This is a genomic window from Pseudomonas sp. MWU318 (assembly GCF_016756945.1).
GTDB classification, from domain to species: Bacteria; Pseudomonadota; Gammaproteobacteria; order Pseudomonadales; family Pseudomonadaceae; genus Aquipseudomonas; species Aquipseudomonas putida_A.
In genome coordinates this window covers 319,444-338,591 of sequence record NZ_JAESJL010000003.1, presented here as the reverse complement: position 1 = coordinate 338,591, position 19,148 = coordinate 319,444, and the positions used below count along the sequence as shown (strand labels likewise).

19 protein-coding genes are annotated in these 19,148 nt (G+C 60.6%); 6 read left to right on the top strand and 13 right to left on the bottom strand.

The features are described 5' to 3' along the window. Nucleotides 1–364 precede the first annotated feature (364 nt). Nucleotides 365–748 (top strand): helicase, encoded by a 384-nt coding sequence (locus JN524_RS09640; RefSeq protein WP_086792441.1) that lies wholly within the window; start codon nucleotides 365–367, stop codon nucleotides 746–748. Between the two features lie 258 nt (nucleotides 749–1,006). Here JN524_RS09640 and JN524_RS09635 read toward each other — a convergent pair whose 3' ends face one another. The 6 genes from JN524_RS09635 to exbB all read right to left on the bottom strand — a co-directional run bounded on the left by JN524_RS09635 (nucleotide 1,007) and on the right by exbB (nucleotide 7,951). After that, the gene (locus JN524_RS09635; protein ID WP_202369202.1) at nucleotides 1,007–2,407 is read right to left on the bottom strand and encodes an aminoacyl-tRNA deacylase and HDOD domain-containing protein; all 1,401 of its coding nucleotides are present in this window, start codon (nucleotides 2,405–2,407) and stop codon (nucleotides 1,007–1,009) included. Between the two features lie 79 nt (nucleotides 2,408–2,486). Further along, the gene (gene recG, locus JN524_RS09630; RefSeq protein WP_003229518.1) at nucleotides 2,487–4,562 is read right to left on the bottom strand and encodes an ATP-dependent DNA helicase RecG; all 2,076 of its coding nucleotides are present in this window, start codon (nucleotides 4,560–4,562) and stop codon (nucleotides 2,487–2,489) included. Nucleotides 4,563–4,571: 9 nt separating this feature from the next. Beyond that, nucleotides 4,572–5,501, bottom strand: a complete 930-nt coding sequence (locus JN524_RS09625; RefSeq protein ID WP_007962352.1) for a hydrogen peroxide-inducible genes activator — start codon at nucleotides 5,499–5,501, stop codon at nucleotides 4,572–4,574. Between the two features lie 276 nt (nucleotides 5,502–5,777). Next, the gene (locus JN524_RS09620) at nucleotides 5,778–6,527 is read right to left on the bottom strand and encodes an energy transducer TonB family protein (protein WP_097089485.1); all 750 of its coding nucleotides are present in this window, start codon (nucleotides 6,525–6,527) and stop codon (nucleotides 5,778–5,780) included. Next, complete coding sequence (gene exbD, locus JN524_RS09615; protein WP_007962355.1) at nucleotides 6,524–6,952, bottom strand: TonB system transport protein ExbD; 429 nt, start codon at nucleotides 6,950–6,952, stop codon at nucleotides 6,524–6,526. Before exbD ends, JN524_RS09620 begins: the two co-directional genes overlap by 4 nt. Nucleotides 6,953–6,958: 6 nt before the next feature. After that, nucleotides 6,959–7,951, bottom strand: a complete 993-nt coding sequence (gene exbB, locus JN524_RS09610) for a tonB-system energizer ExbB (protein WP_202369201.1) — start codon at nucleotides 7,949–7,951, stop codon at nucleotides 6,959–6,961. Nucleotides 7,952–8,139: 188 nt separating this feature from the next. On the opposite strand from exbB, the gene JN524_RS09605 reads away from it, so the two are divergent. Continuing rightward, a complete protein-coding gene (locus tag JN524_RS09605) occupies nucleotides 8,140–8,997 on the top strand; it encodes an SDR family oxidoreductase (protein WP_202369200.1) in 858 nt (285 codons plus the stop codon). Nucleotides 8,998–9,134: 137 nt separating this feature from the next. Here JN524_RS09605 and JN524_RS09600 read toward each other — a convergent pair whose 3' ends face one another. The 6 genes from JN524_RS09600 to JN524_RS09575 form a co-directional block, all read right to left on the bottom strand. Then, a complete protein-coding gene (locus JN524_RS09600; RefSeq protein WP_202369199.1) occupies nucleotides 9,135–9,875 on the bottom strand; it encodes a hypothetical protein in 741 nt (246 codons plus the stop codon). 73 nt (nucleotides 9,876–9,948) lie between these two features. Then, entirely contained in the window at nucleotides 9,949–10,329 is a 381-nt protein-coding gene (locus tag JN524_RS09595) for a RidA family protein (RefSeq protein WP_003229509.1), read from the bottom strand. A gap of 24 nt (nucleotides 10,330–10,353) precedes the next feature. Further along, on the bottom strand, nucleotides 10,354–12,459 hold the full coding sequence (gene spoT, locus JN524_RS09590) for a bifunctional GTP diphosphokinase/guanosine-3',5'-bis pyrophosphate 3'-pyrophosphohydrolase (protein ID WP_007920338.1): 2,106 nt from the start codon (nucleotides 12,457–12,459) through the stop codon (nucleotides 10,354–10,356). A gap of 57 nt (nucleotides 12,460–12,516) precedes the next feature. After that, complete coding sequence (gene rpoZ, locus JN524_RS09585) at nucleotides 12,517–12,780, bottom strand: DNA-directed RNA polymerase subunit omega (protein ID WP_003229503.1); 264 nt, start codon at nucleotides 12,778–12,780, stop codon at nucleotides 12,517–12,519. A gap of 167 nt (nucleotides 12,781–12,947) precedes the next feature. Further along, nucleotides 12,948–13,568: a guanylate kinase gene (gmk, locus tag JN524_RS09580; RefSeq protein WP_003229498.1), complete on the bottom strand. Its 621-nt coding sequence runs from the start codon at nucleotides 13,566–13,568 to the stop codon at nucleotides 12,948–12,950. A 10-nt stretch (nucleotides 13,569–13,578) separates the two neighbouring features. Continuing rightward, nucleotides 13,579–14,442, bottom strand: a complete 864-nt coding sequence (locus JN524_RS09575; protein WP_102356281.1) for a YicC/YloC family endoribonuclease — start codon at nucleotides 14,440–14,442, stop codon at nucleotides 13,579–13,581. Between the two features lie 270 nt (nucleotides 14,443–14,712). Between JN524_RS09575 and rph the strand changes: the two genes are divergently transcribed. The 3 genes from rph (at nucleotide 14,713) to gltS (ending at nucleotide 17,432) form a co-directional block, all read left to right on the top strand. Continuing rightward, on the top strand, nucleotides 14,713–15,435 hold the full coding sequence (gene rph / locus JN524_RS09570) for a ribonuclease PH (RefSeq protein WP_027610407.1): 723 nt from the start codon (nucleotides 14,713–14,715) through the stop codon (nucleotides 15,433–15,435). A gap of 29 nt (nucleotides 15,436–15,464) precedes the next feature. Then, the gene (locus JN524_RS09565; RefSeq protein ID WP_003229492.1) at nucleotides 15,465–15,833 is read left to right on the top strand and encodes a DUF4870 domain-containing protein; all 369 of its coding nucleotides are present in this window, start codon (nucleotides 15,465–15,467) and stop codon (nucleotides 15,831–15,833) included. Between the two features lie 390 nt (nucleotides 15,834–16,223). Beyond that, nucleotides 16,224–17,432 carry a sodium/glutamate symporter gene (gltS, locus tag JN524_RS09560; RefSeq protein WP_202369198.1) on the top strand — a complete coding sequence of 403 codons (1,209 nt, stop codon included), beginning with the start codon at nucleotides 16,224–16,226 and terminating at the stop codon, nucleotides 17,430–17,432. A 78-nt stretch (nucleotides 17,433–17,510) separates the two neighbouring features. Here the strand turns inward: gltS and JN524_RS09555 are convergent, their stop codons facing one another. After that, a complete protein-coding gene (locus tag JN524_RS09555) occupies nucleotides 17,511–18,290 on the bottom strand; it encodes an exodeoxyribonuclease III (protein ID WP_003229491.1) in 780 nt (259 codons plus the stop codon). 82 nt (nucleotides 18,291–18,372) lie between these two features. On the opposite strand from JN524_RS09555, the gene pyrE reads away from it, so the two are divergent. Then, a complete protein-coding gene (gene pyrE, locus JN524_RS09550; protein WP_202369197.1) occupies nucleotides 18,373–19,017 on the top strand; it encodes an orotate phosphoribosyltransferase in 645 nt (214 codons plus the stop codon). Nucleotides 19,018–19,148 lie beyond the last annotated feature (131 nt).

Here is a 19,148-nt window from a genome sequence, read left to right as displayed (position 1 = left end):
GCTCGGCGAAATGCCATCAACGAATGTGCACCTGAACCGGACTTGCACGTCCGAGTCGCCGATTTTGCGGCGACACACAGAGGCTATCGATGAACTGCCAACCTGCCTAGTTCATAGGTATCGCGGCACTTTGCAGGAAATTTCCCATAGGTTTGCAGGCTGGAAGATCAAAAGATCGCAGCCTTCGGCAGCTCCTACAGGGATGTGTTTCAACAGGTGTAGGAAGTGGAGTGCTGAGGCGTGACTTGGCGGTCATCGTGCGGGAAATGGTCTGCATCATCTTCCAATAGCGGCCGATAGTGGCGTTATCGTCTGAATCCCTTACACTGCCCCGGCCGTTCATTTTCCTTTTGAGGCTGTGCGCATGAAATTTCGTTTTCTTCTGTGGATGATGGGTTTGTTGATGGGTAAGGCCAGCCGGACAAATCCTGCATTCCAGCAGCAGTTGGGTGACAAGGATCTGGTGTTTCAGCTGCAGACGCTGGACGGGAAAGTGGCGCGGCATTTCGTGGTGAAGGATCAGCGCATCACCAGCAAGTCTGGCGTGGTGGCGGAGCCGGCGTTTGCGATTGCGTTCAAGGATGCGGGTTATGCCTTTGCCACGATGCAGGCGAAGAACAAGCAGTTGGCGTTTATGCAGGGGATTCAGGACAAGTCGATCCAGCTCAAGGGTAATCCGGCGCTGGTGATGTGGTTTCAGGGGTTGATGAAGTATTTGAAGCCGAGGAAGGCCAAGCCTAAGGCTTGAGTAGAAGGGCTTGAGTGGAGGGGCTGTTGTGGTGAGGGGATTTATCCCCGATGGGCTGCGCAGCGGCCCCAAAACCCGAGACCTCGATATAACTGACACACCCTGTTGGCTGGGTTTGCGACTGCTGCGCAGTCGGTCGGGGATAAATCCCCTCACCACAGGGTTTCGCTGAGTCAGTTGGATTGAGTTGGATTCTTCGCGAGCAGGCTCGCTCCCACAGGGGTTGTGTAAACCTTGGGGGAGCGGGCCTGTTTTGGTTCAGGCCTGGCTGAACTGCGACGCCAGTTCGCGCAGCAGGACTTCGGCTTCGAGGACTTTACTGACCACGTCATTGGCCTTGTCGCGGGTCAGGCCGACGCGTTCGAGCAGGGCGTCGGGGATGTCTTCGTCGGGGCCGGAGCCGATGCCGCGGCTGCGCAGCAGGCGTACGGCCAGGCAGACGAGGTTCGGGTATTCGGCGTAGGCGCCGTCGTAGCTTGGGTCGTGCTGGAAGCGCAGGGCGGTGGCCAGTTCATCGGGCATGTCCCAGTAGCGCATCAGCCACGAGCCGATCTGTTCGCGGCTGATGCCCAACAGGTGCTGCTCGATGTAGCTGTGGCACAGGTGCGGGTTGACTTCCAGGTGGCGGCAGATCAGCGAGAAGTGCGGCGGGAACACGTGGGCCAGCAGCAGGTAGCCGAAGTTGTGCAGCAGACCGGCCAGATAGGTCAGGCCGGCTTCCGGGCGCTGGGCGCGAGGCATGGCGCGGGTCAGGCCTTCGATGACGGCGGCGGTGTAGATCGATTGCTGCCAGTACGGTGTGGTGTGTTGCGGGTGGTCTTTCGGCAGGCTCAGGGTCTTGCCGAGGGCTAGGCCCAGCGCCAGGTTGATCACCAGATCGAAGCCGAGCACGCGAACGATCGCGTCTTCCACCGAACGGATCTTGCCCGGCGAGGCGTAGTACGGCGACGCCGCCCAGCTCACCACTTGCGCGGCCAGTGCCGGGTCGGTTTCGACCACGCCAGTGATGTCATCGATGGTGGCGTTGGGGTCGACGCGCAGCTTGATGATTTTTTGCGCGGTCTCGGCCAGCGGCGGAATTTCGATGGTCGCTTCCAGACGCTGCTGAATCCGGCGTGCAGTGAACGCCTGCACGGCCTGGGTGATTTCCTCGCGGTCATCGTCCGGGCGGTCGAGGTTCGGGCGGATGCTGCTCAGGGCTTCGCCGAAGTTGGCGGCGCTGGCCTTGGTCAGCATGGTTTTGAAGGCTTCGCTGGTGATTTCCAGCAGCAGGCCCGGCTCGCCAGAGTTGATCAGCAGTTTCGGCTCGCGCAGCAGGCTTTCTTCGTAGAGGCACGGCGAACTGGTGAGTGCCGGCAGGCCCGGCAGCAGGCTCAGGCTGTGTTTGCCGAGCATCTTTTCCAGGCGCTCGGTGGACACGGCGGTCAGGCGTCGGCCAGTGAGTTCGGCGAGGCGATTGAGGTCCAGCAACTGGCTCTGCGGAAACAGCACCATCAGCGCGCCGACGGCATCGTCCAGCAACACGGCTTGTACCTTGCGCGAAGCGTTGAGGCCGTGGTGGTCGAGCACTTCTTCGTAGGCGATCCCCAGCTTGCCGAGCAGCAGCCGAATTACAGACGGCGCGTGCGGAAGTTCGGGGGCGAGAGCTGCGTCAGTCATGGTCTGTATCCGTTTTTGAAACAATGGCAGGAGTATAACCAGCTCTGTAGGAACGATCCTGTACAAACTGCGACGGTGCTCACACTTGGCCGTATTGCTGCCCGTGACGCAGCCAGCGGTCGAGCAATGGGCTGACGTGAGTCGGCCAGCGTTCCAGCAGCGCTTGCGCGGCATCGCGCACGGCGGGCAGCAGGTCGGCGTCGCGCATCAGGTCGGCGACTTTGAATTGCAGCAGACCGGTCTGACGGGTGCCGAGCATTTCGCCGGGGCCGCGCAGTTCGAGGTCTTTTTCGGCGATGACGAAACCGTCGTTGGTCTCGCGCATGATGCCCAGGCGCTGGCGGCCGATCTGCGACAGCGGCGGATGGTAGAGCAGCACGCAATGGCTGACCGCGCTGCCCCGGCCAACGCGGCCACGCAACTGGTGCAATTGTGCAAGGCCGAGGCGCTCGGGGTTTTCAATGATCATCAGGCTGGCGTTGGGCACGTCGACGCCGACTTCGATCACCGTGGTGGCGACCAGCAGTTGCAGGTTGCCGGCCTTGAATTCGGCCATGACCGCTGCTTTTTCGGCAGGCTTCATACGCCCGTGGATCAGCCCGACTTTCAGCTCGCCGAGGGCTGCGGTGAGGTCTTCGAACGTGGTTTCGGCGGCCTGACAGGTCAGCTCTTCCGACTCTTCGATCAGGGTGCACACCCAATAGGCCTGACGCCCTTCGGCGCAGGCGCTGCGCACCCGTTCGATGACTTCGACGCGGCGGGTGTCGGTGACCAGCACGGTGTTGACCGGGGTGCGACCGGGCGGCAGTTCGTCGAGGATCGAGGTGTCGAGGTCGGCGTAGGCGCTCATCGCCAGCGTGCGCGGGATCGGCGTGGCGGTCATGATCAGTTGGTGCGGACACATGCGCCCGCCGACGCCTTTCTGCCGCAGCGCCAGACGCTGCTGCACGCCGAAGCGGTGTTGTTCGTCGATGATCACCAACGCCAGATTCTTGAATTGCACTTCGTCCTGGAACAGCGCGTGGGTGCCGACCACCATCGGCGTGCCGCTGGCGATCTGTTCCAGCGCGGTGACGCGATTCTTGCCCTTGAGCTTGCCGGCCAGCCACGCGACTTCAATGCCCAGCGGTTCGAGCCAGCGCTTGAAAGTGATGAAGTGTTGCTCGGCGAGGATCTCGGTCGGCGCCATCAGCGCGACCTGATAACCGGCCTCCAGCGCTTGCAGTGCCGCGAGGGCGGCGACCACGGTTTTGCCCGCGCCAACATCGCCCTGAATCAGCCGCAGCATCGGTTCGTGCTGGCTGAGGTCGTAGGCGATTTCGTTGCCGACGCGTTGCTGGGCGCCGGTCGGGTTGAAACCGAGGTTGGCCAGGTATTTCGGCGGCAGCTTTTTCGCCTTCGGCATCGCTGGCGCACGCAGGGAACGCATGCTTTCGCGCAGACGTTGTTGCGACAGTTGATGGGTCAGCAGCTCTTCGAAGGCCAGGCGATGCTGGGCCCAGTGATGACCGAGGGCGAGTTCATCGACGTCGGCGTCGGCGGGCGGGTTGTGCAGGTAGCGGATCGCGTCGGCCAGCGGCGCCAGTTGGTAGTCGCGGGCCAGTTCGGTCGGTAGCCAGTCGGGCAGGGTGTTCGGCTTGAGCAGGGTCAGGGTCTGCATGCACAACTGGCGCAGGCGCTGTTGGGTCAGGCCCTCGGTGAGTGGGTAAACCGGGGTCAGGGTTTCATCCACGGGCGGCGGTTCGTCACCGGTGATGGCGCGGTATTCCGGGTGATAGATTTCCAGCCCCGAAGCGCCGGGCCGGACTTCACCGTAGCAGCGAATCCGAGTGCCGCGCTTGAGGCCTTCTTTCTGTGCATTGCTGAAATGGTAGAAGCGCAGGCTCAGCCCGCCAGTGCCATCCTGCATGCGTACGACGAGGCTGCGGCGTCGGCCCATGACCACATCGGCACCGCTGACGGTGCCTTCGACCACGGCGTCCTGGCCCGGGCGCAAGTGGCCGATCGGCACCACGCGGGTGCGATCCTGATAACGCAGCGGCAGGTGAAACAGCACGTCCTGGAGGTTTTCCAGGCCGACCTTGGCCAGCTTCTCGGCCATGGCTTCGCCGACACCCTTGAGTGCCGTCACCGACACTTGCGACAGCTCGGTCATGACCCTGGCTTAACCGGCCGTGACCGGCGCGGCGGGCTTGGCCACCGAGCACAGGCGAACGGAGTCGGCGAGGATTTCGATGGCTTTCGGCCGCGGGAAGCTCGCGCGCCAGGCAATCGCCACGGTGCGGAATGGCACTGGCGCCGACAGCGGACGCACTTCGATCACGCCCGGGGCGTAGTGATGGCTGTCTACCGCCGACAGCGGCAGGATCGAAATGCCCAGACCGGACGCGACCATGTGGCGGATGGTCTCCAGCGAGCTGGATTCCACTGTGGTGTGCTTGGCGCCGTCGTTGCCCTTGGTCAGGGTCGGGCAGGCCTCAAGCACCTGGTCGCGGAAGCAGTGGCCTTCGCCGAGCAGCAGCAGGCTCTTGTCGTTGAGCAGGCCCGGGTCGATGGATTCTTTTTGCGTCCACGGGTGCTGGGCCGGCATCAGCACGTAGAACGGCTCGTCGTACAGCGGCAGGGTCAGCACGTCGGCTTCGTTGAACGGCAGGGCGATGATGATCGCGTCGAGCTCGCCGTTGCGCAGTTTGTCGCGCAGCACGTGGGTGAAGTTTTCTTCGATGTACAACGGCATCTGCGGGGCGACCCGGTGCAGTTGTGGAATCAGGTGTGGGAACAGGTACGGGCCGACGGTGTAGATCGCGCCGACTTTCAGCGGGGCGGTCAGCTGGTTCTTGCCAGCCTGGGCCAGTTCACGGATGCCTTGCGCCTGTTCCAGGACTTTCTGTGCCTGGGCGACAATGCCTTCACCGACCGGGGTCAGGCGCACGGCACTTTTGCTGCGCTCGAAAATCAGCACACCGAGTTCGTCTTCAAGTTTTTTCACGCCCACCGACAGGGTCGGCTGGCTGACGTGGCAACGCTCGGCGGCGTGGCCGAAGTGCTGCTCTTGGGCGAGGGTAACGATGTAGCGTAATTCTGTGAGGGTCATAGCAAGCGTCCATGAAGTTGCGGGCCAAGCATAACGGCTGCAATCGATAGACGCACGTTATCAGACTGAGTGAGGAATGCGACACCGGGCAATGTGAGTTTGCCGTTGCCAGATAGGCAAAAGGCACCTTTCGGTGCCTTTTTGGTCGGGTTCTTCTGGCTGACACAGAAACTTGTGGGAGCTGGCTTGCCAGCGATAGCGGAGGGTCAGTTCATAAATCCTTGTCTGACACACTGCAATCGCTGGCAAGCCAGCTCCCACAGGTTTTGCATCGCGTTAGCGACGTTTATCCAGCGAGTACACAAACGGCGCGACAATTTCGATCGAGCCGTTGTTGAGCATGTCGGCCGGTGGCTTGGGCAGCGGTTGCGCGCGGCGGATCATTTCCAGGGTGGCCCGGTCCAGATCGGCGTTGCCGGAGCGGCCTACCAGTTCGAACGACAGCACATTACCTTCGGCATCCACCACGAAACGCAGACGGTTCAGGCCTTCCTTGCCCCGTGCCTGTGCGCTTTGCGGGTACTTTTTGTACTTGCCCAAGTGCGCGAGCAGGGTGTTTTGCCAGCTGGCCTTGGCGGCCAATTGTGCGGGCGACGGTCCCGGTGCCGGCTGGGCGGATTTCTCCGTCGGTGCCTGGGTCGGCTGCGTCTCCGCCGGTTTTTCCTCGGAAGGTTTTTCCTTCACCGGCTCCGGTTTTTTCTCGACCGGTTTGGGCGGCTGCGGTTTCGGCTTTGGCTTGGGTTTGGGCTTCGGTACGGCAATCTCGGCCTTGGGTGCTTCAGCCAGTTTCGGAATCGGCAACTCTTCGACCGGAGCCGGAGGCTGCGGCGGTGTGACGACTTTCGGCGGAGCAGGCGGTGGCGGGGTCGGAACCGGTGCCAGCTCGACCATCATTGCCTGCGGCGGCAGTTCGATGGGCGGGCGGGCGGTCCAGTTCAGCGCCAGCGCGATGGCCAGCGCGTGAACGCCCAGCACCACGGCCAGGCTACCGCTGTAACGCGTCAGCTTATGGCGCGTCGTGATCATTTCTTGGCTGCGCTCTCGAGGCCCACCAGACCGACCTTCAGGTAACCGGCCGAGCGCAACTTATCCATCACGCTCATCAGGTCGCCGTAGTCCACGCCTTTGTCGGCCTGGAAGAAGATGGTGGTGTCTTTCTTGCCCTGGGTCTTGGCGTCGAGCACGGCGCCAAGGGTATCGGCATTGACTTCGTCGTCGCCGATGTACAGGCGCTGATCAGCCTTGACGCTGAGGAACACCGGTTTCTCCGGGCGCGGCGCAGGTTTGGCGGTCGAGGCCGGCAGGTCGACTTTGATGTCCACGGTAGCCAGCGGCGCGGCCACCATGAAAATAATCAGCAGCACCAGCATCACGTCGATGAACGGCGTGACGTTGATTTCGTGGTTCTCGGCCAGATCGTCGTCTGCGCCTTCTTTCAAATGCAGGCCCATGGCCGATTACCCCACTTTCACCATGTGTGGTTGCGAGCTGCTGCGCTCAGGCTGGTGATCGAGGTCACGGCTGACCAGCAACAGGACCTGCGCCGAAGCGTCGGACACCTGCGCCTTGTAGCCGGCGATAGAGCGGGCGAATACGTTGTAGATCACCACCGCAGGAATCGCGGCAACCAGCCCCAGCGCGGTGGCCAGCAGCGCTTCGGCGATGCCCGGCGCCACGACGGCGAGGTTGGTGGTCTGGGTCTTGGCGATGCCGATGAAGCTGTTCATGATGCCCCACACGGTACCGAACAGGCCGACGAACGGTGCGGTGGAACCGATGGTGGCAAGAACGCCGGTGCCGCTGCTCATGTTACGGCCACAGGCAGCGACCAGACGCTCAAGACGGAAGCTGACGCGCTCCTTGATGCCTTCTTTCTCGCGGCTGTTGACCGACAGGCGCATCTCTTCGAGGGCGTCGTGCACCAGCAGGTTGGCGAGGGTGCCTTCCTTTGCCGCAGTGGCGCTGGCTTCCTTGAGGGTCGCGGCTTTTTTCAGGGCAGCGATTTCACCGCGCAGACGACGCTTGGCGCCCATCAGCTCGAAGCCTTTGGCGATCCAGATGGTCCAGGTGATGATGGAAGCGATGGCCAGACCGATCATCACGATTTTCACGATGATGTCGGCGTTCTGGTACATGCCCCATGGCGACAGGTCGTGGGCCATGCCCAGGGAGTTGTCGGCTTCCAGCTGTTGCGGATCGACCTGCTTTGCCAGTTCACCGAACTTGGCCAGGGACGCTTGTACTTCTGGGGGCAATGAAGAGGTGTCGACGCTGCCATCAGCATTTCGCGGCACGTCCTGAGGAGCGGTGGCGGTCGATTGGCTGGCAGCGGGGGCAGTGGCGTCAGCGAAGGCGGTCGGTGCCAGCATCAGGCTGAGCAACAGGGCCGCCACCGCGCTCCAGGCGCGAGGTCGTGTGGTTGGCGAAGCGGGGAATTGATTACGTGTCATGCTGGCCGGACCTGAGGTAGAAAAACGGTGATGCTCTTCCAGGCCTCGTGAGGCCGAGAACAAAAGTGGGGTGCATTATTGCAAGTAATTCTTGTTAACAAAAGTAATAGAGTTTCTTTTTTTCCTTCATTGCTAGCCGTTCGTCCTTTGCGAGGGCTAATCTGTTCCTTTCGTTTGGGAGTTTTTTGATGTCCGCGCCTTCTGTTTTGATTGCCGGTTGCGGTGACGTCGGCAGTCGTCTGGCTACGCAATTGTTGGCCGCCGGCTGGGAGGTGCATGGTCTGCGCCGTGATGTTTCGCGTTTGCCGGATGGCGTCATCGGCGTCGCCGGAGACCTGTTCAAGGAAGATTGCCCGGAGACCTGGCCGGTCGGGGCGGTGGATTACCTGGTGTATTGCGCGGCGGCCACCGATCACGATGAAACCGGTTATCGTGCGGCTTACGTGCAGGGTTTGCAGAATGTACTGAGTTGGCTGGACGACTACGGGCAGACGCCTGATCGGCTACTGTTCGTTTCCAGCAGCAGTGTGTACGGGCAGCAGGAGGGGGAGTGGGTCGACGAACATTCAGCGACCGTCGCCAGCGGCTATTCCGGGCGCGTGATGCTTGAGGCTGAGCAAGTGGCGCTGAACAGCGGCATCCCGGCGAGCATTGTGCGCCTGACCGGTATCTACGGCCCGGGACGTGAGTGGCTGCTGACTCAAGTGCGTAGCGGTTATCGGGTGGCGGTCGAGCCGCCGCTGTACGGCAATCGCATCCATGCTGATGACGCGGCGGGGCTGATGGCGTTTCTGCTGAACGCGGCTCATCAGGGCAAGCCGTTGCAGGATGTTTATATCGGGGTGGACGATGCGCCGGCGCCGCTGGCCGAAGTGGTCGCCTGGTTGCGCGAGTATCTGGGGGTCACCGATTGGGCGGAAGACGCCAGCGTACGCCGCACCGGCAGCAAGCGCTGCAGCAATGCCCGGGCGAAGGCGCTGGGCTGGACGCCGACGTATCCGAGTTATCGCGAAGGCTATGCGGCGATTCTTGAAGGTAAGTGCTGACTTTCTAACGCCACAAACCACTGTGGGAGCGGGCTTGCCCGCGATGGCGGCCTGGCAGTCAACTAAGGTGTTGAGTCTGATGGCCTCATCGCGGGCAAGCCCGCTCCCACAGGGTTATATATTGTTCTCAGGTGTGGTTATTGCTTTTCAAGCAACCACTTGCGCTCACCCGGGGTGAACTGCGGCATTTCATCCGCCAGTGCGCTGTTCACCGCCTGGAAGATCTCCAGCACCTTGCCTTTGCGGGCAAAGATCCAGTTGTTGCCCTGGCCGTTGAGTTGCAGCCACATGCTGTCGTGGTCGCTGTTCATCGAGGCGCAGTCGCCTGCCAGGCACAGGGCATAGCGGTCGGCACCGGGCAGACCGGACACTTGGCCATCGGCCTGGAACTGCACGGTGTTGCCTTCGCCGTCGCCGCTGGCAATCTTCCAGCTGCCGCCCAGATAGGCCGAATACAGCGCGCGTTCGAAGCTGGCGCCGATTGGTGCGCCTTCCGGCACGGGGATTTGTGCGCGGTCGAACAGCTGGTCGGGTTCGTTCTCGGTGGCGGCTTGTTTCATCCGGCCGCCGTCACGTCTCAGCTCACTGCCGGAGCTGCCATAGAAGTCGACTTTCCAGGCGCCGGACTGTTCGCCCTGCAGCCGTCCTTCGACGTTCTCGAAGCCGTTGGTGTAGCGGGCCTGACCGGCCTTGGTGTTGACGTCCCACTCCAGGTTCGGGCCATAGGCCTGAAGCGCTTCGCGCAGGGGGCCGCCCTTGGCAGCAGCATCGATCGCCACCTGGTTGATCCAGGTGCCGCTGATGTCACGGTCGGCGGGGTCGCTGGCACAGCCGCCGAGGAAAATGGCGAGCAGCGAGAGAGCAAGCGCTTTGCGCATGGTGGAATCCTTTCAAAACCTTTTCTTTACCGCAGAGCAGTCGGCGCAGCGTTTGAAGGCTGCGCCGTGCGCATTACTCGATGACCAGGATGGCATCCATTTCGACTTGCGAACCCTTCGGCAGGGCAGCAACGCCGATGGCGGCGCGAGCCGGGTACGGCTGGTCGAAGTACTTGCCCATGATCTCGTTGACCTTGGCGAAGTGGCTGAGGTCGGTGAGGAAGATGTTCAGCTTGACGATGTCCTTGAACGAACCGCCAGCGGCTTCAGCCACGGCTTTGAGGTTCTCGAACACCTGGACGGTCTGTGCTTCGAAGCCTTCAACCAGTTCCATGGTCTTTGGGTCCAGAGGAATCTGGCCCGACATGTAGACGGTATTGCCGGCCTTGATCGCCTGGGAGTAGGTGCCGATGGCAGCTGGGGCCTTGTCGCTGGTGATAACGGTCTTGGTCATGTATGACTCCTTGTTAGGTGTGAATTAGGCACGCATGCGGGTGATGCGGATGACCCCGGTCAGGGCGCGCAGTTTCTTGATCACGCGGGCCAGGTGCACACGGTCGTGGACGCTGACCACCAGTTGGACGACGCTGATGCGGCCATCGCGCTCGTCCATGCTGATTTTCTCGATATTGCCGTCGGCCGCGTTGACGCTGCTGGCCAGCAGGGCGATCAGGCCGCGCTGGTGTTCCAGCTCGACGCGCAGCTCGACGTTGAATTCGCCGGTGACATCCTTGGCCCACGAGAGCTGGATGCATTTTTCCGGGTTGTGCCGGATTTCGCTGATGTTGCGGCAGTTGTCCAGGTGCACGACCATGCCTTTGCCCGCCGACAGGTGCCCGACAATCGGGTCACCGGGGATCGGCGTGCAGCACTTGGCGTAACTGAGCACCAGGCCTTCTGTACCGCGAATCGCCAGCGGGCCTTCCGGGCTCGGCAGCTGCTCGCCTTCGCCGAGCAGGCGGCGCGCCACGACATAGGCCATGCGGTTGCCCAGACCAATGTCTTCGAGCAAATCTTCGATCAGTTCGAGGCGGTATTCGGTGAGCATCGCCTTGACGCGCTCGGCCGGGATCTTCTCCAGTGAGCTGTCGAAACCGTTGAGCACCTTGTTCAGCAGGCGTTCGCCGAGGCTGATGGACTCGGAGCGACGTTGCAGTTTCAGTGCATGGCGGATGTGCGTACGTGCCTTGCCGGTGACCACGAAGTTGAGCCACGCCGGATTCGGCCGCGCGCCTGGCGCGCTGACGATCTCGACCGTGGAGCCGCTTTGCAGCGGTTCGGACAGCGGTGCGAGACGGCGGTTGATCCGGCAGGCGATGCAGCTGTTGCCGACGTCGGTGTGCACCGCGTAGGCAAAGTCGACCGCCGTGGAGCCTTTGGGCAGCTCCATGATCCGGCCTTTGGGCGTGAACACGTAGACCTCGTCCGGGAACAGGTCGATCTTCACGCTCTCGATGAATTCAAGCGAGTTGCCGGCACGTTGCTGCATTTCCAGCACGCCTTTGACCCACTGGCGGGCACGAGCGTGAGTGCCTTTGGGCTGCTCGTCACCGCTGGATTTGTACAGCCAGTGTGCGGCAATGCCGTTGTTGGCCATCTCTTCCATTTCGCGGGTGCGGATCTGGATCTCGATCGGTACGCCGTGCATGCCGAACAGCGTGGTGTGCAGCGACTGATAGCCGTTGGCCTTGGGAATCGCGATGTAATCCTTGAAGCGTCCCGGCAACGGTTTGTACAAATTATGCACAGCACCCAGCACGCGGTAGCAGGTATCGACCTTGTCGACGATGATCCGGAACGCATAGACGTCCATGATCTCGTTGAAGGCCCGACGCTTGCCGCGCATTTTCTTGTAGATGCCGTAGAGGTGTTTCTGGCGACCGCTGACTTCGCCCTGGATGCCGTCGATCGCGAGGCAATGGCCGAGGGACTCTTCGATCTTGTTGACGATTTCCTTGCGATTGCCCCGGGCGCGCTTGACCGCCTGGTAGATCCGCGCGGAACGCATCGGGTGCATGGCTTTGAAGCCGAGGTCTTCGAATTCGATACGAATGGCGTGCATGCCCAGCCGGTTGGCGATGGGCGCGTAGATTTCGAGGGTTTCCTTGGCGATCCGGCGGCGTTTTTCCCCGGACAGCACTTCCAGCGTGCGCATGTTGTGCAGGCGGTCGGCGAGTTTGACCAGGATCACACGAATGTCGCGCGCCATGGCCATGGCCATCTTCTGGAAGTTTTCGGCCTGGGCCTCGGCCTTGGTCTCGAAGTTCATCTGGGTCAGTTTGCTGACCCCGTCGACCAGTTCGGCCACGGTTTCACCGAACTGCGCTTGCAGCGCTTCTTTGGCGATACCGGTGTCTTCGATCACGTCATGCAGCATCGCGGCCATCAGGCTCTGATGGTCCATGTGCATGTCGGCAAGAATATTCGCCACCGCAAGAGGATGCGTGACGTACGCCTCGCCGCTGCGACGGCGCTGACCGTCATGGGCTTGTTCGGCGTAGAAATACGCTCGGCGGACCAGGTTGACCTGGTCGTTGCCGAGGTAGGTCGATAAGCGATCGGCGAGGGCGTCTATGCTCGGCATGATGACTCCTGCCGTAGGCTGTGTTCCCGCGCCGTGCTACGTCGACCAGGCATAGGCTTAGACGGCCTCGTTGGACTCGTCCTCAAACGCAGCGAAGACCGGGTCTTCGTGGACGATTTCCTGCTCGGCGATGAACTCGTAGCTCATCAGGCCTTCTGCGATTTCACGCAGGGCGACAACGGTCGGCTTGTCGTTTTCCCACTGGACCAGTGGCTCTTTGCCGCCGGTGGCCAGTTGACGGGCACGCTTGGTAGAGAGCATGACCAGCTCAAAGCGGTTTTCCACGTGTTCTAGGCAGTCTTCAACGGTTACGCGGGCCATGGTATTCCTCGGAGCGAATGCAATATGCGCGCTGCCCGGTTGGGCGAGCGGACTGAGCAGTTTAAAAAATCACCAGCGATTAGGGAAGCGCTGATTTTTTGACCAGACCCTTCAACGCGCTGCAAGCACCAATGTAAAGCGCTTGCAGCGGTTTTGGGAAGTGCTGATTAACCGAGCAGTTCGGCCAGTAATTTGCCGAAACGTACCTGCTGGCGTTTCTGTTGCAGCTGATTGGCGCGGAAAATCGCCTTCAGATCGTCCAGTGCATGGGCGAAATCGTCATTGATGATCAGATAGTCGTACTCGACATAGTGGCTCATCTCGCTGACAGCTTCGCGCATCCGCCCGTCAATGATCTCGTCACTGTCCTGGCCACGGTTGGTCAGGCGCTGGTGCAAGGCCTGCAACGACGGCGGCAGGATGAAGATCGAGCGTGCCTGCGGCATCAGCTTGCGCACTTGTTCGGCGCCTTGCCAGTCGATTTCCAGAATCAGGTCGTGACCTTCGTCCAGCGTCTGCTGCAGGCGGCTTTGCGAGGTGCCATAGAAGTTGCCGAAGACTTCGGCGCGCTCGAGGAAATCGCCGTGCTCGCCCATCTTCACGAACTCTTCGCGGGTCACGAAGTGATAGTTCACGCCGTCCACTTCACCCGGACGCATGGCGCGGGTGGTATGGGAGATCGAGACGCGGATCTCCGGATTGGCATCGGTCAAAGCCTTGACCAGGCTGCTCTTGCCTGCGCCCGATGGGGCGGAAATGATGTACAGGGTGCCGGTGCTGTGGGTCATGTCTGTTGCCTTACTCAATATTCTGCACTTGTTCGCGCATCTGCTCGATCAACACCTTGAGGTTGACGGCGGCCTGGGTGCTGCGCGGGTCGAAGGCCTTGGAGCCCAGTGTGTTGGCTTCGCGGTTGAGCTCCTGCATCAGGAAGTCCAGGCGCCGGCCGGCGGCACCGCCGGACTTGAGCACCCGGCGAACTTCGATGATGTGGGTGCTCAAGCGATCCAGTTCTTCGGCCACATCGCTCTTTTGCGCGAGCATGACCATTTCCTGTTCCAGGCGCTGCGGATCCAGTTCGGCCTTCATGTCGGTGAAGCGATCGAGGACTTTCTGACGTTGGGTGGCGAGCATCTGCGGAACCAGCTCACGCAACGTCACGACGTCCTCTTCAATGGAGGTCAGGCGCTCGTTGATCAGGCGTGCCAGCTCCGCGCCTTCGCGCTCGCGGCCGGCCTTGAGTTCCTTGAGACCTTGATTGAACAGGGCCAGCGCCTCGGCGTTCAGCGCTTGTGGATCAGTGGCGTCGGCCACCAGCACGCCGGGCCAGGCCAGCACTTCCAGCGGGTTCAGCGCCGCCGGGTTCTTGATCAGGCCGGCAACGGTTTCGGCGGCGGCGACCAGTTGCGCGGCGCGCTCGCGATCGACCTGCAACGGCTTGCCGGTGCTTTCTTCAGTGAAACGCAGGGTGCATTCCAGTTTGCCCCGTGAAAGGCCTTGGCGCAGGGCTTCACGCACGGCGCCTTCGAGGTCGCGGAACGACTCCGGCAGGCGCAGGTGCGGTTCCAGATAGCGGCTGTTGACCGAGCGCAGCTCCCAGCTCAGGGTGCCCTGGACGCCGGCTTTCTCGACGCGGGCGAAGGCGGTCATGCTGTGCACCATGGCGGTGACCTCGCAATGCAGATCGGCGCAGAAGGGATGTTCCGCAGGCTCGATATCAATGAATTTAAGCCGACTGGCAGCAAAGGCGCAGGATTGTAGCGCAGTGCGGCGGATGCGCCCAAACACACGGTGTGACAAAGGGCTGCAGGCCATCGGTTATGCGTGTTTCAGGGCCCTGGGTCGACGGTTGGAATTTTTAACCCGTGCCCAGGCGCGGTGCAGCGCTCTATAATGCTCGGCAGTTTTCCGTCCCCAGTACAGGTACTCCCTATGAAACGTCCAAGTGGTCGCGCTGCCGATCAGCTTCGCTCGATCCGCATTACCCGCAACTACACCAAACACGCCGAGGGATCCGTACTGGTCGAATTCGGTGATACCAAGGTCATCTGCACCGTCAGCGTCGAAAACGGCGTGCCGCGCTTCCTCAAAGGCCAAGGCCAGGGCTGGTTGACTGCCGAATACGGCATGCTGCCGCGCGCGACCGGCGAGCGTAACCAGCGTGAAGCGAGCCGTGGCAAGCAGGGCGGCCGCACCCTGGAAATCCAGCGCCTGATCGGCCGTTCGCTGCGCGCTGCGCTGGACATGTCCAAGCTGGGCGACGTGACCCTGTACGTCGACTGCGACGTGATCCAGGCTGACGGCGGCACCCGCACCGCCTCCATCACCGGCGCCATGGTGGCCCTGGTCGATGCACTGAAAGTGATCAAGAAGCGCGGCGGCCTGAAAGGCGGCGACCCGCTCAAGCAAATGATCGGCGCGGTGTCGGTCGGCATGTATCAGGGTGAGCCGGTGCTGGATCTGGACTATCTTGAAGATTCCGCCGCCGAGACCGACCTCAACGTGGTGATGACCAGCACCGGTGGCTTCATCGAAGTCCAGGGTACCGCCGAAGGCGCGCCGTTCCAGCCTGAAGATCTGAACGCCATGCTGGAACTGGCGAAGAAAGGCATGAACGAAATCTTCGAACTGCAAAAGGCTGCACTGGCCGACTGAGCAGGTTCGCAACCCGCAAGGAGGACGTGATGAGTGATGAGCAAGAGTTGCTGCCCAAGCCGAGCCAGGAGGTTCGCCAATGGGCGATGTTTTGTCACTTGTCCGCCTTGCTGGGGATCTGGATTCCGTTCGGCAACCTGATCGGGCCGCTGATCCTGTGGCAGATGAAGCGCGAAACCGATCCGTTCATTGACGCTCAGGGCAAGGAGGCGCTGAATTTTCAGATCACCGTGGCGATTGCTGCCGCGATCTGTCTGCTGCTGATGGTGTTGATCATTGGCTTCTTCCTGTTGGGCCTGCTGGCCATCGGGGCGCTGGTGTTGACGATCATTGCCGGGGTGAAGGCGAACGAAGGCTTTCCCTACCGTTATCCATTCACTTGGCGACTGATCAAATAAAGATCAATGCAAAGCCTCCGTGTCTCGCAAAGTTTTAATGCAAATGCCCTGACTTGTCAGGGCATTTGTGTTTTTGCAACTCGAATAATTACTCTTTCGTGTAGGAACAGTTCTATCTGCGACAAGCGGTAGTGGATATTTTTTATATATTTAACGCCTACACTTTTAGTCACAACTGCAACGCTTTAACGCGATCTCAGTCCTTGGCAACAGGACTTGTCGATTGTTAAGGTTGCTCCGCGCAACGTTGCTTCAGAAATATCTCGATATATTCAAGCCATCGAAGGCCCTTGAATTCCAAATCAATCAGTGTTGAGACAATCAGCCGATTCAATGGGTGTGCGCGGGTAAAAAGTGCGCCTGATGAATAAATAGCCAAGAATATCCCCAATGATCCAGCTCGATTTTTATGGAACGCTCGTGGCCGCCTCTCTGGTGCTATTACTGGGGCGCGGACTTATTGCACGAGTCGGTTTTCTGCGTAATTACAATATCCCTGAACCCGTCGCTGGTGGACTGGTGGTTGCGCTGGGTTTATTGATGTTGCGAATTTTTGATATAGAAATCAGATTTGATACTTCACTGCAGACGCCGTTGATGTTGGCGTTCTTTGCCACAATCGGTTTGAGCGCAGACTTTGCCAGCCTGAAGAAGGGTGGTCGCGTAGTCGGCATATTTCTACTGGCGGTTACCGGACTTTTGTTGGTTCAGAACGCGTTGGGCATTGGCCTTGCCACAACGTTGGGTCTTGATCCGTTGATGGGGCTCCTGACGGGTTCAATAACGCTTGCGGGCGGTCACGGTACGGGGGCGGCGTGGGGCACGGTATTCAGTGAAAAGTACGGCCTCGCTTCGGCCTCCGAGCTTGCAATCGCCTCGGCAACCTTCGGCCTGGTCCTGGGCGGTTTGATTGGTGGGCCGGTGGCTCGCCTGCTCATCAAGCGCGTTGCGGTGCCCGGTTGCCAGCCTCAACAAACGCCACGGATGCCAAAGGGTTTTGAGCAGCCGAACAAGGAGCGTTCGATCACGCCCTTTTCGTTTATCGAGACACTGGCATTGATTGCGGTCAGTTTATTGGCTGGTAATCTTCTGAATGGCTTTCTGCACGGAACCGCATTCGAGTTGCCGACATTTGTCTGCGTTTTGTTTGTGGGGGTGGTGCTACGTAACGGACTATCGGCGCTGGGCCTGTATCAGGTATTCGAGCGTGAAGTGTCGGTGCTGGGCAATGTCAGCCTGTCGCTGTTTCTGGCAATTGCCTTGATGTCTCTCAAACTCTGGGATCTGGCGGCATTGGCACTGCCGATATTCATCATCCTGGCTGCGCAAACGTTGGTCATGGCGCTGTTTGCGATTTTTGTGACATTCAGAGTGATGGGCAGTAACTACGACGCGGCGGTCCTGGCGGCGGGGCATTGCGGTTTTGGCCTGGGCGCAACGCCAACGGCCATTGCCAACATGCAGGCGGTGACGCAGCGTTTCGGGCCTTCGCAGATTGCGTTTCTGGTGGTGCCGATGGTCGGTGCATTCTTCATCGACATCATCAACGTGATCGTCATAAAGCTTTACCTGGCCTTGCCGTTTTTTGTCGCCGTCTGAGGTCAGGACTGCTTCAGGCGCGGCATAAAAAATACCCGTATCTCGCGATACGGGCATTTTCTAACGACGGATCGACGCTTAGATGGTCAGCGTCCAGTCGTAGTCGACGATCAGCGGCGCGTGCTGCGAGAACCGTGGCTGCCGCGGCAGGCGTGCGCTGCGTACGAAGCGGCGCAGGCCTGGGGTCAGCAACTGGTAGTCGAAGCGCCAGCCCAGATTCAGCATCTCGGCCTGTTCGTTGTCCGGCCACCAGCTGTACTGGTCGCCTTCGCGGCTGACTTCGCGCAGGGCATCGACGTAGCCCATGTTGCCGACAATCTCGTCCATCCAGGCGCGTTCTGGCGCCAGGAAGCCCGGGGATTGCTGGCTGTCGCGCCAGTTCTTGATGTCGAGCTTCTGCTGCGCAACGTACAGCGAACCACAATAAATGTACTCGCGACGTTTACGCCGCTGCTTGTCCAGGTACTTGCCGAAGTCGTCCATGAGCTTGAACTTCTGGTTCAAGTCCTCATCGCCGTTCATCCCCGAAGGAAGCAGCAAGGTGGCAATACTGACTTTGTCGAAATCTGCTTGCAGGTAGCGCCCGTAGCGGTCGGCCGTCTCAAAACCGAGACCGCTGATGACAGCCTTCGGTTGCAACCGCGAATACAAAGCCACGCCACCTTGGGCAGGGACTTCAGCATCGCAGGCATAAAGGAAGTAGCCATCCAGTTGGAAGGCTGGGTCATCCAGTTCAAAGGCGGAGGCACGGGTGTCCTGCAGGCAGATGACGTCGGCATTCTGTGCTTGCAGCCAACTGAGCAAACCACGCTCGACTGCAGCCTGAATACCATTGACGTTCACACTGATGATCCGCATAAATGGCCCCAAAAATCGCGTGCGTGTATGATACACGGCGTCAAGCTAATTAGCTAAATCCGTGGTATTTGGGGTTTTTTTCATGCAAGCGTATCAGCGCGATTTCATTCGTTTTGCCATCGATCGCGGCGTTTTGCGCTTCGGTGAGTTCACCCTGAAGTCCGGGCGCACCAGTCCTTACTTCTTTAATGCCGGCCTGTTCAACTCCGGTTCGGCCCTGGCGCAGCTGGGGCGTTTCTACGCGGCAGCCATTGCCGAAAGCGGCATTCCGTTCGACGTGCTGTTTGGCCCGGCCTACAAAGGCATCCCGCTGGCAGCCACCACCGCTGTCGCGCTGGCCGAGCATCACGACCGCGACCTGCCGTGGTGTTTCAACCGCAAGGAAGCCAAGGCTCACGGCGAAGGAGGTAGCCTGGTCGGCGCACCGCTGACCGGCGAAGTGCTGATCATCGACGACGTGATCACCGCCGGCACCGCGATCCGCGAAGTAATGCAGATCATCGCCTCCCAGGAGGGCGCCAAGGCCGCCGGCGTGCTGATCGCCCTGAACCGTCAGGAGCGTGGCAACGGCGAATTGTCGGCAATCCAGGAAGTCGAGCGTGATTTCGGTATTCCGGTGATCAGCATCGTTTCGCTGAACCAGGTGCTGGAATTCCTCGCCGACGATCCGCAGCTCAAGCAGCATCTGCCCGCCGTGGAAGCGTATCGCGCCCAGTTCGGCGTGTAACTGCATCTCCCTCTGTAGGAGCTGCCGCAGGCTACGATCTGTTGATCTTGTTTTTGAAAGCAAACGTCAAAAGATCGCAGCCTTCGGCAGCTCCTACAGAGATCGCAGGCAAAAAAAGACCTCGTCCAGTC

What these genes read in the sequence shown, in the direction of transcription:
- gmk (WP_003229498.1), bottom strand. Translation starts at nt 13,568, where the DNA reads ATGACCCACAGCACCGGCACCCTGTACATCATTTCCGCCCCATCGGGC.
- JN524_RS09555 (WP_003229491.1), bottom strand. Translation starts at nt 18,290, where the DNA reads ATGCGGATCATCAGTGTGAACGTCAATGGTATTCAGGCTGCAGTCGAG.
- rph (WP_027610407.1), top strand. Translation starts at nt 14,713, where the DNA reads ATGAAACGTCCAAGTGGTCGCGCTGCCGATCAGCTTCGCTCGATCCGC.
- spoT (WP_007920338.1), bottom strand. Translation starts at nt 12,459, where the DNA reads ATGCCGAGCATAGACGCCCTCGCCGATCGCTTATCGACCTACCTCGGC.
- JN524_RS09605 (WP_202369200.1), top strand. Translation starts at nt 8,140, where the DNA reads ATGTCCGCGCCTTCTGTTTTGATTGCCGGTTGCGGTGACGTCGGCAGT.
- rpoZ (WP_003229503.1), bottom strand. Translation starts at nt 12,780, where the DNA reads ATGGCCCGCGTAACCGTTGAAGACTGCCTAGAACACGTGGAAAACCGC.
- exbD (WP_007962355.1), bottom strand. Translation starts at nt 6,952, where the DNA reads ATGGGCCTGCATTTGAAAGAAGGCGCAGACGACGATCTGGCCGAGAAC.
- JN524_RS09635 (WP_202369202.1), bottom strand. Translation starts at nt 2,407, where the DNA reads ATGACTGACGCAGCTCTCGCCCCCGAACTTCCGCACGCGCCGTCTGTA.
- recG (WP_003229518.1), bottom strand. Translation starts at nt 4,562, where the DNA reads ATGACCGAGCTGTCGCAAGTGTCGGTGACGGCACTCAAGGGTGTCGGC.
- exbB (WP_202369201.1), bottom strand. Translation starts at nt 7,951, where the DNA reads ATGACACGTAATCAATTCCCCGCTTCGCCAACCACACGACCTCGCGCC.
- JN524_RS09595 (WP_003229509.1), bottom strand. Translation starts at nt 10,329, where the DNA reads ATGACCAAGACCGTTATCACCAGCGACAAGGCCCCAGCTGCCATCGGC.
- pyrE (WP_202369197.1), top strand. Translation starts at nt 18,373, where the DNA reads ATGCAAGCGTATCAGCGCGATTTCATTCGTTTTGCCATCGATCGCGGC.
- JN524_RS09625 (WP_007962352.1), bottom strand. Translation starts at nt 5,501, where the DNA reads ATGACCCTCACAGAATTACGCTACATCGTTACCCTCGCCCAAGAGCAG.
- JN524_RS09600 (WP_202369199.1), bottom strand. Translation starts at nt 9,875, where the DNA reads ATGCGCAAAGCGCTTGCTCTCTCGCTGCTCGCCATTTTCCTCGGCGGC.
- JN524_RS09575 (WP_102356281.1), bottom strand. Translation starts at nt 14,442, where the DNA reads ATGGTGCACAGCATGACCGCCTTCGCCCGCGTCGAGAAAGCCGGCGTC.
- JN524_RS09640 (WP_086792441.1), top strand. Translation starts at nt 365, where the DNA reads ATGAAATTTCGTTTTCTTCTGTGGATGATGGGTTTGTTGATGGGTAAG.
- gltS (WP_202369198.1), top strand. Translation starts at nt 16,224, where the DNA reads ATGATCCAGCTCGATTTTTATGGAACGCTCGTGGCCGCCTCTCTGGTG.
- JN524_RS09565 (WP_003229492.1), top strand. Translation starts at nt 15,465, where the DNA reads ATGAGTGATGAGCAAGAGTTGCTGCCCAAGCCGAGCCAGGAGGTTCGC.
- JN524_RS09620 (WP_097089485.1), bottom strand. Translation starts at nt 6,527, where the DNA reads ATGATCACGACGCGCCATAAGCTGACGCGTTACAGCGGTAGCCTGGCC.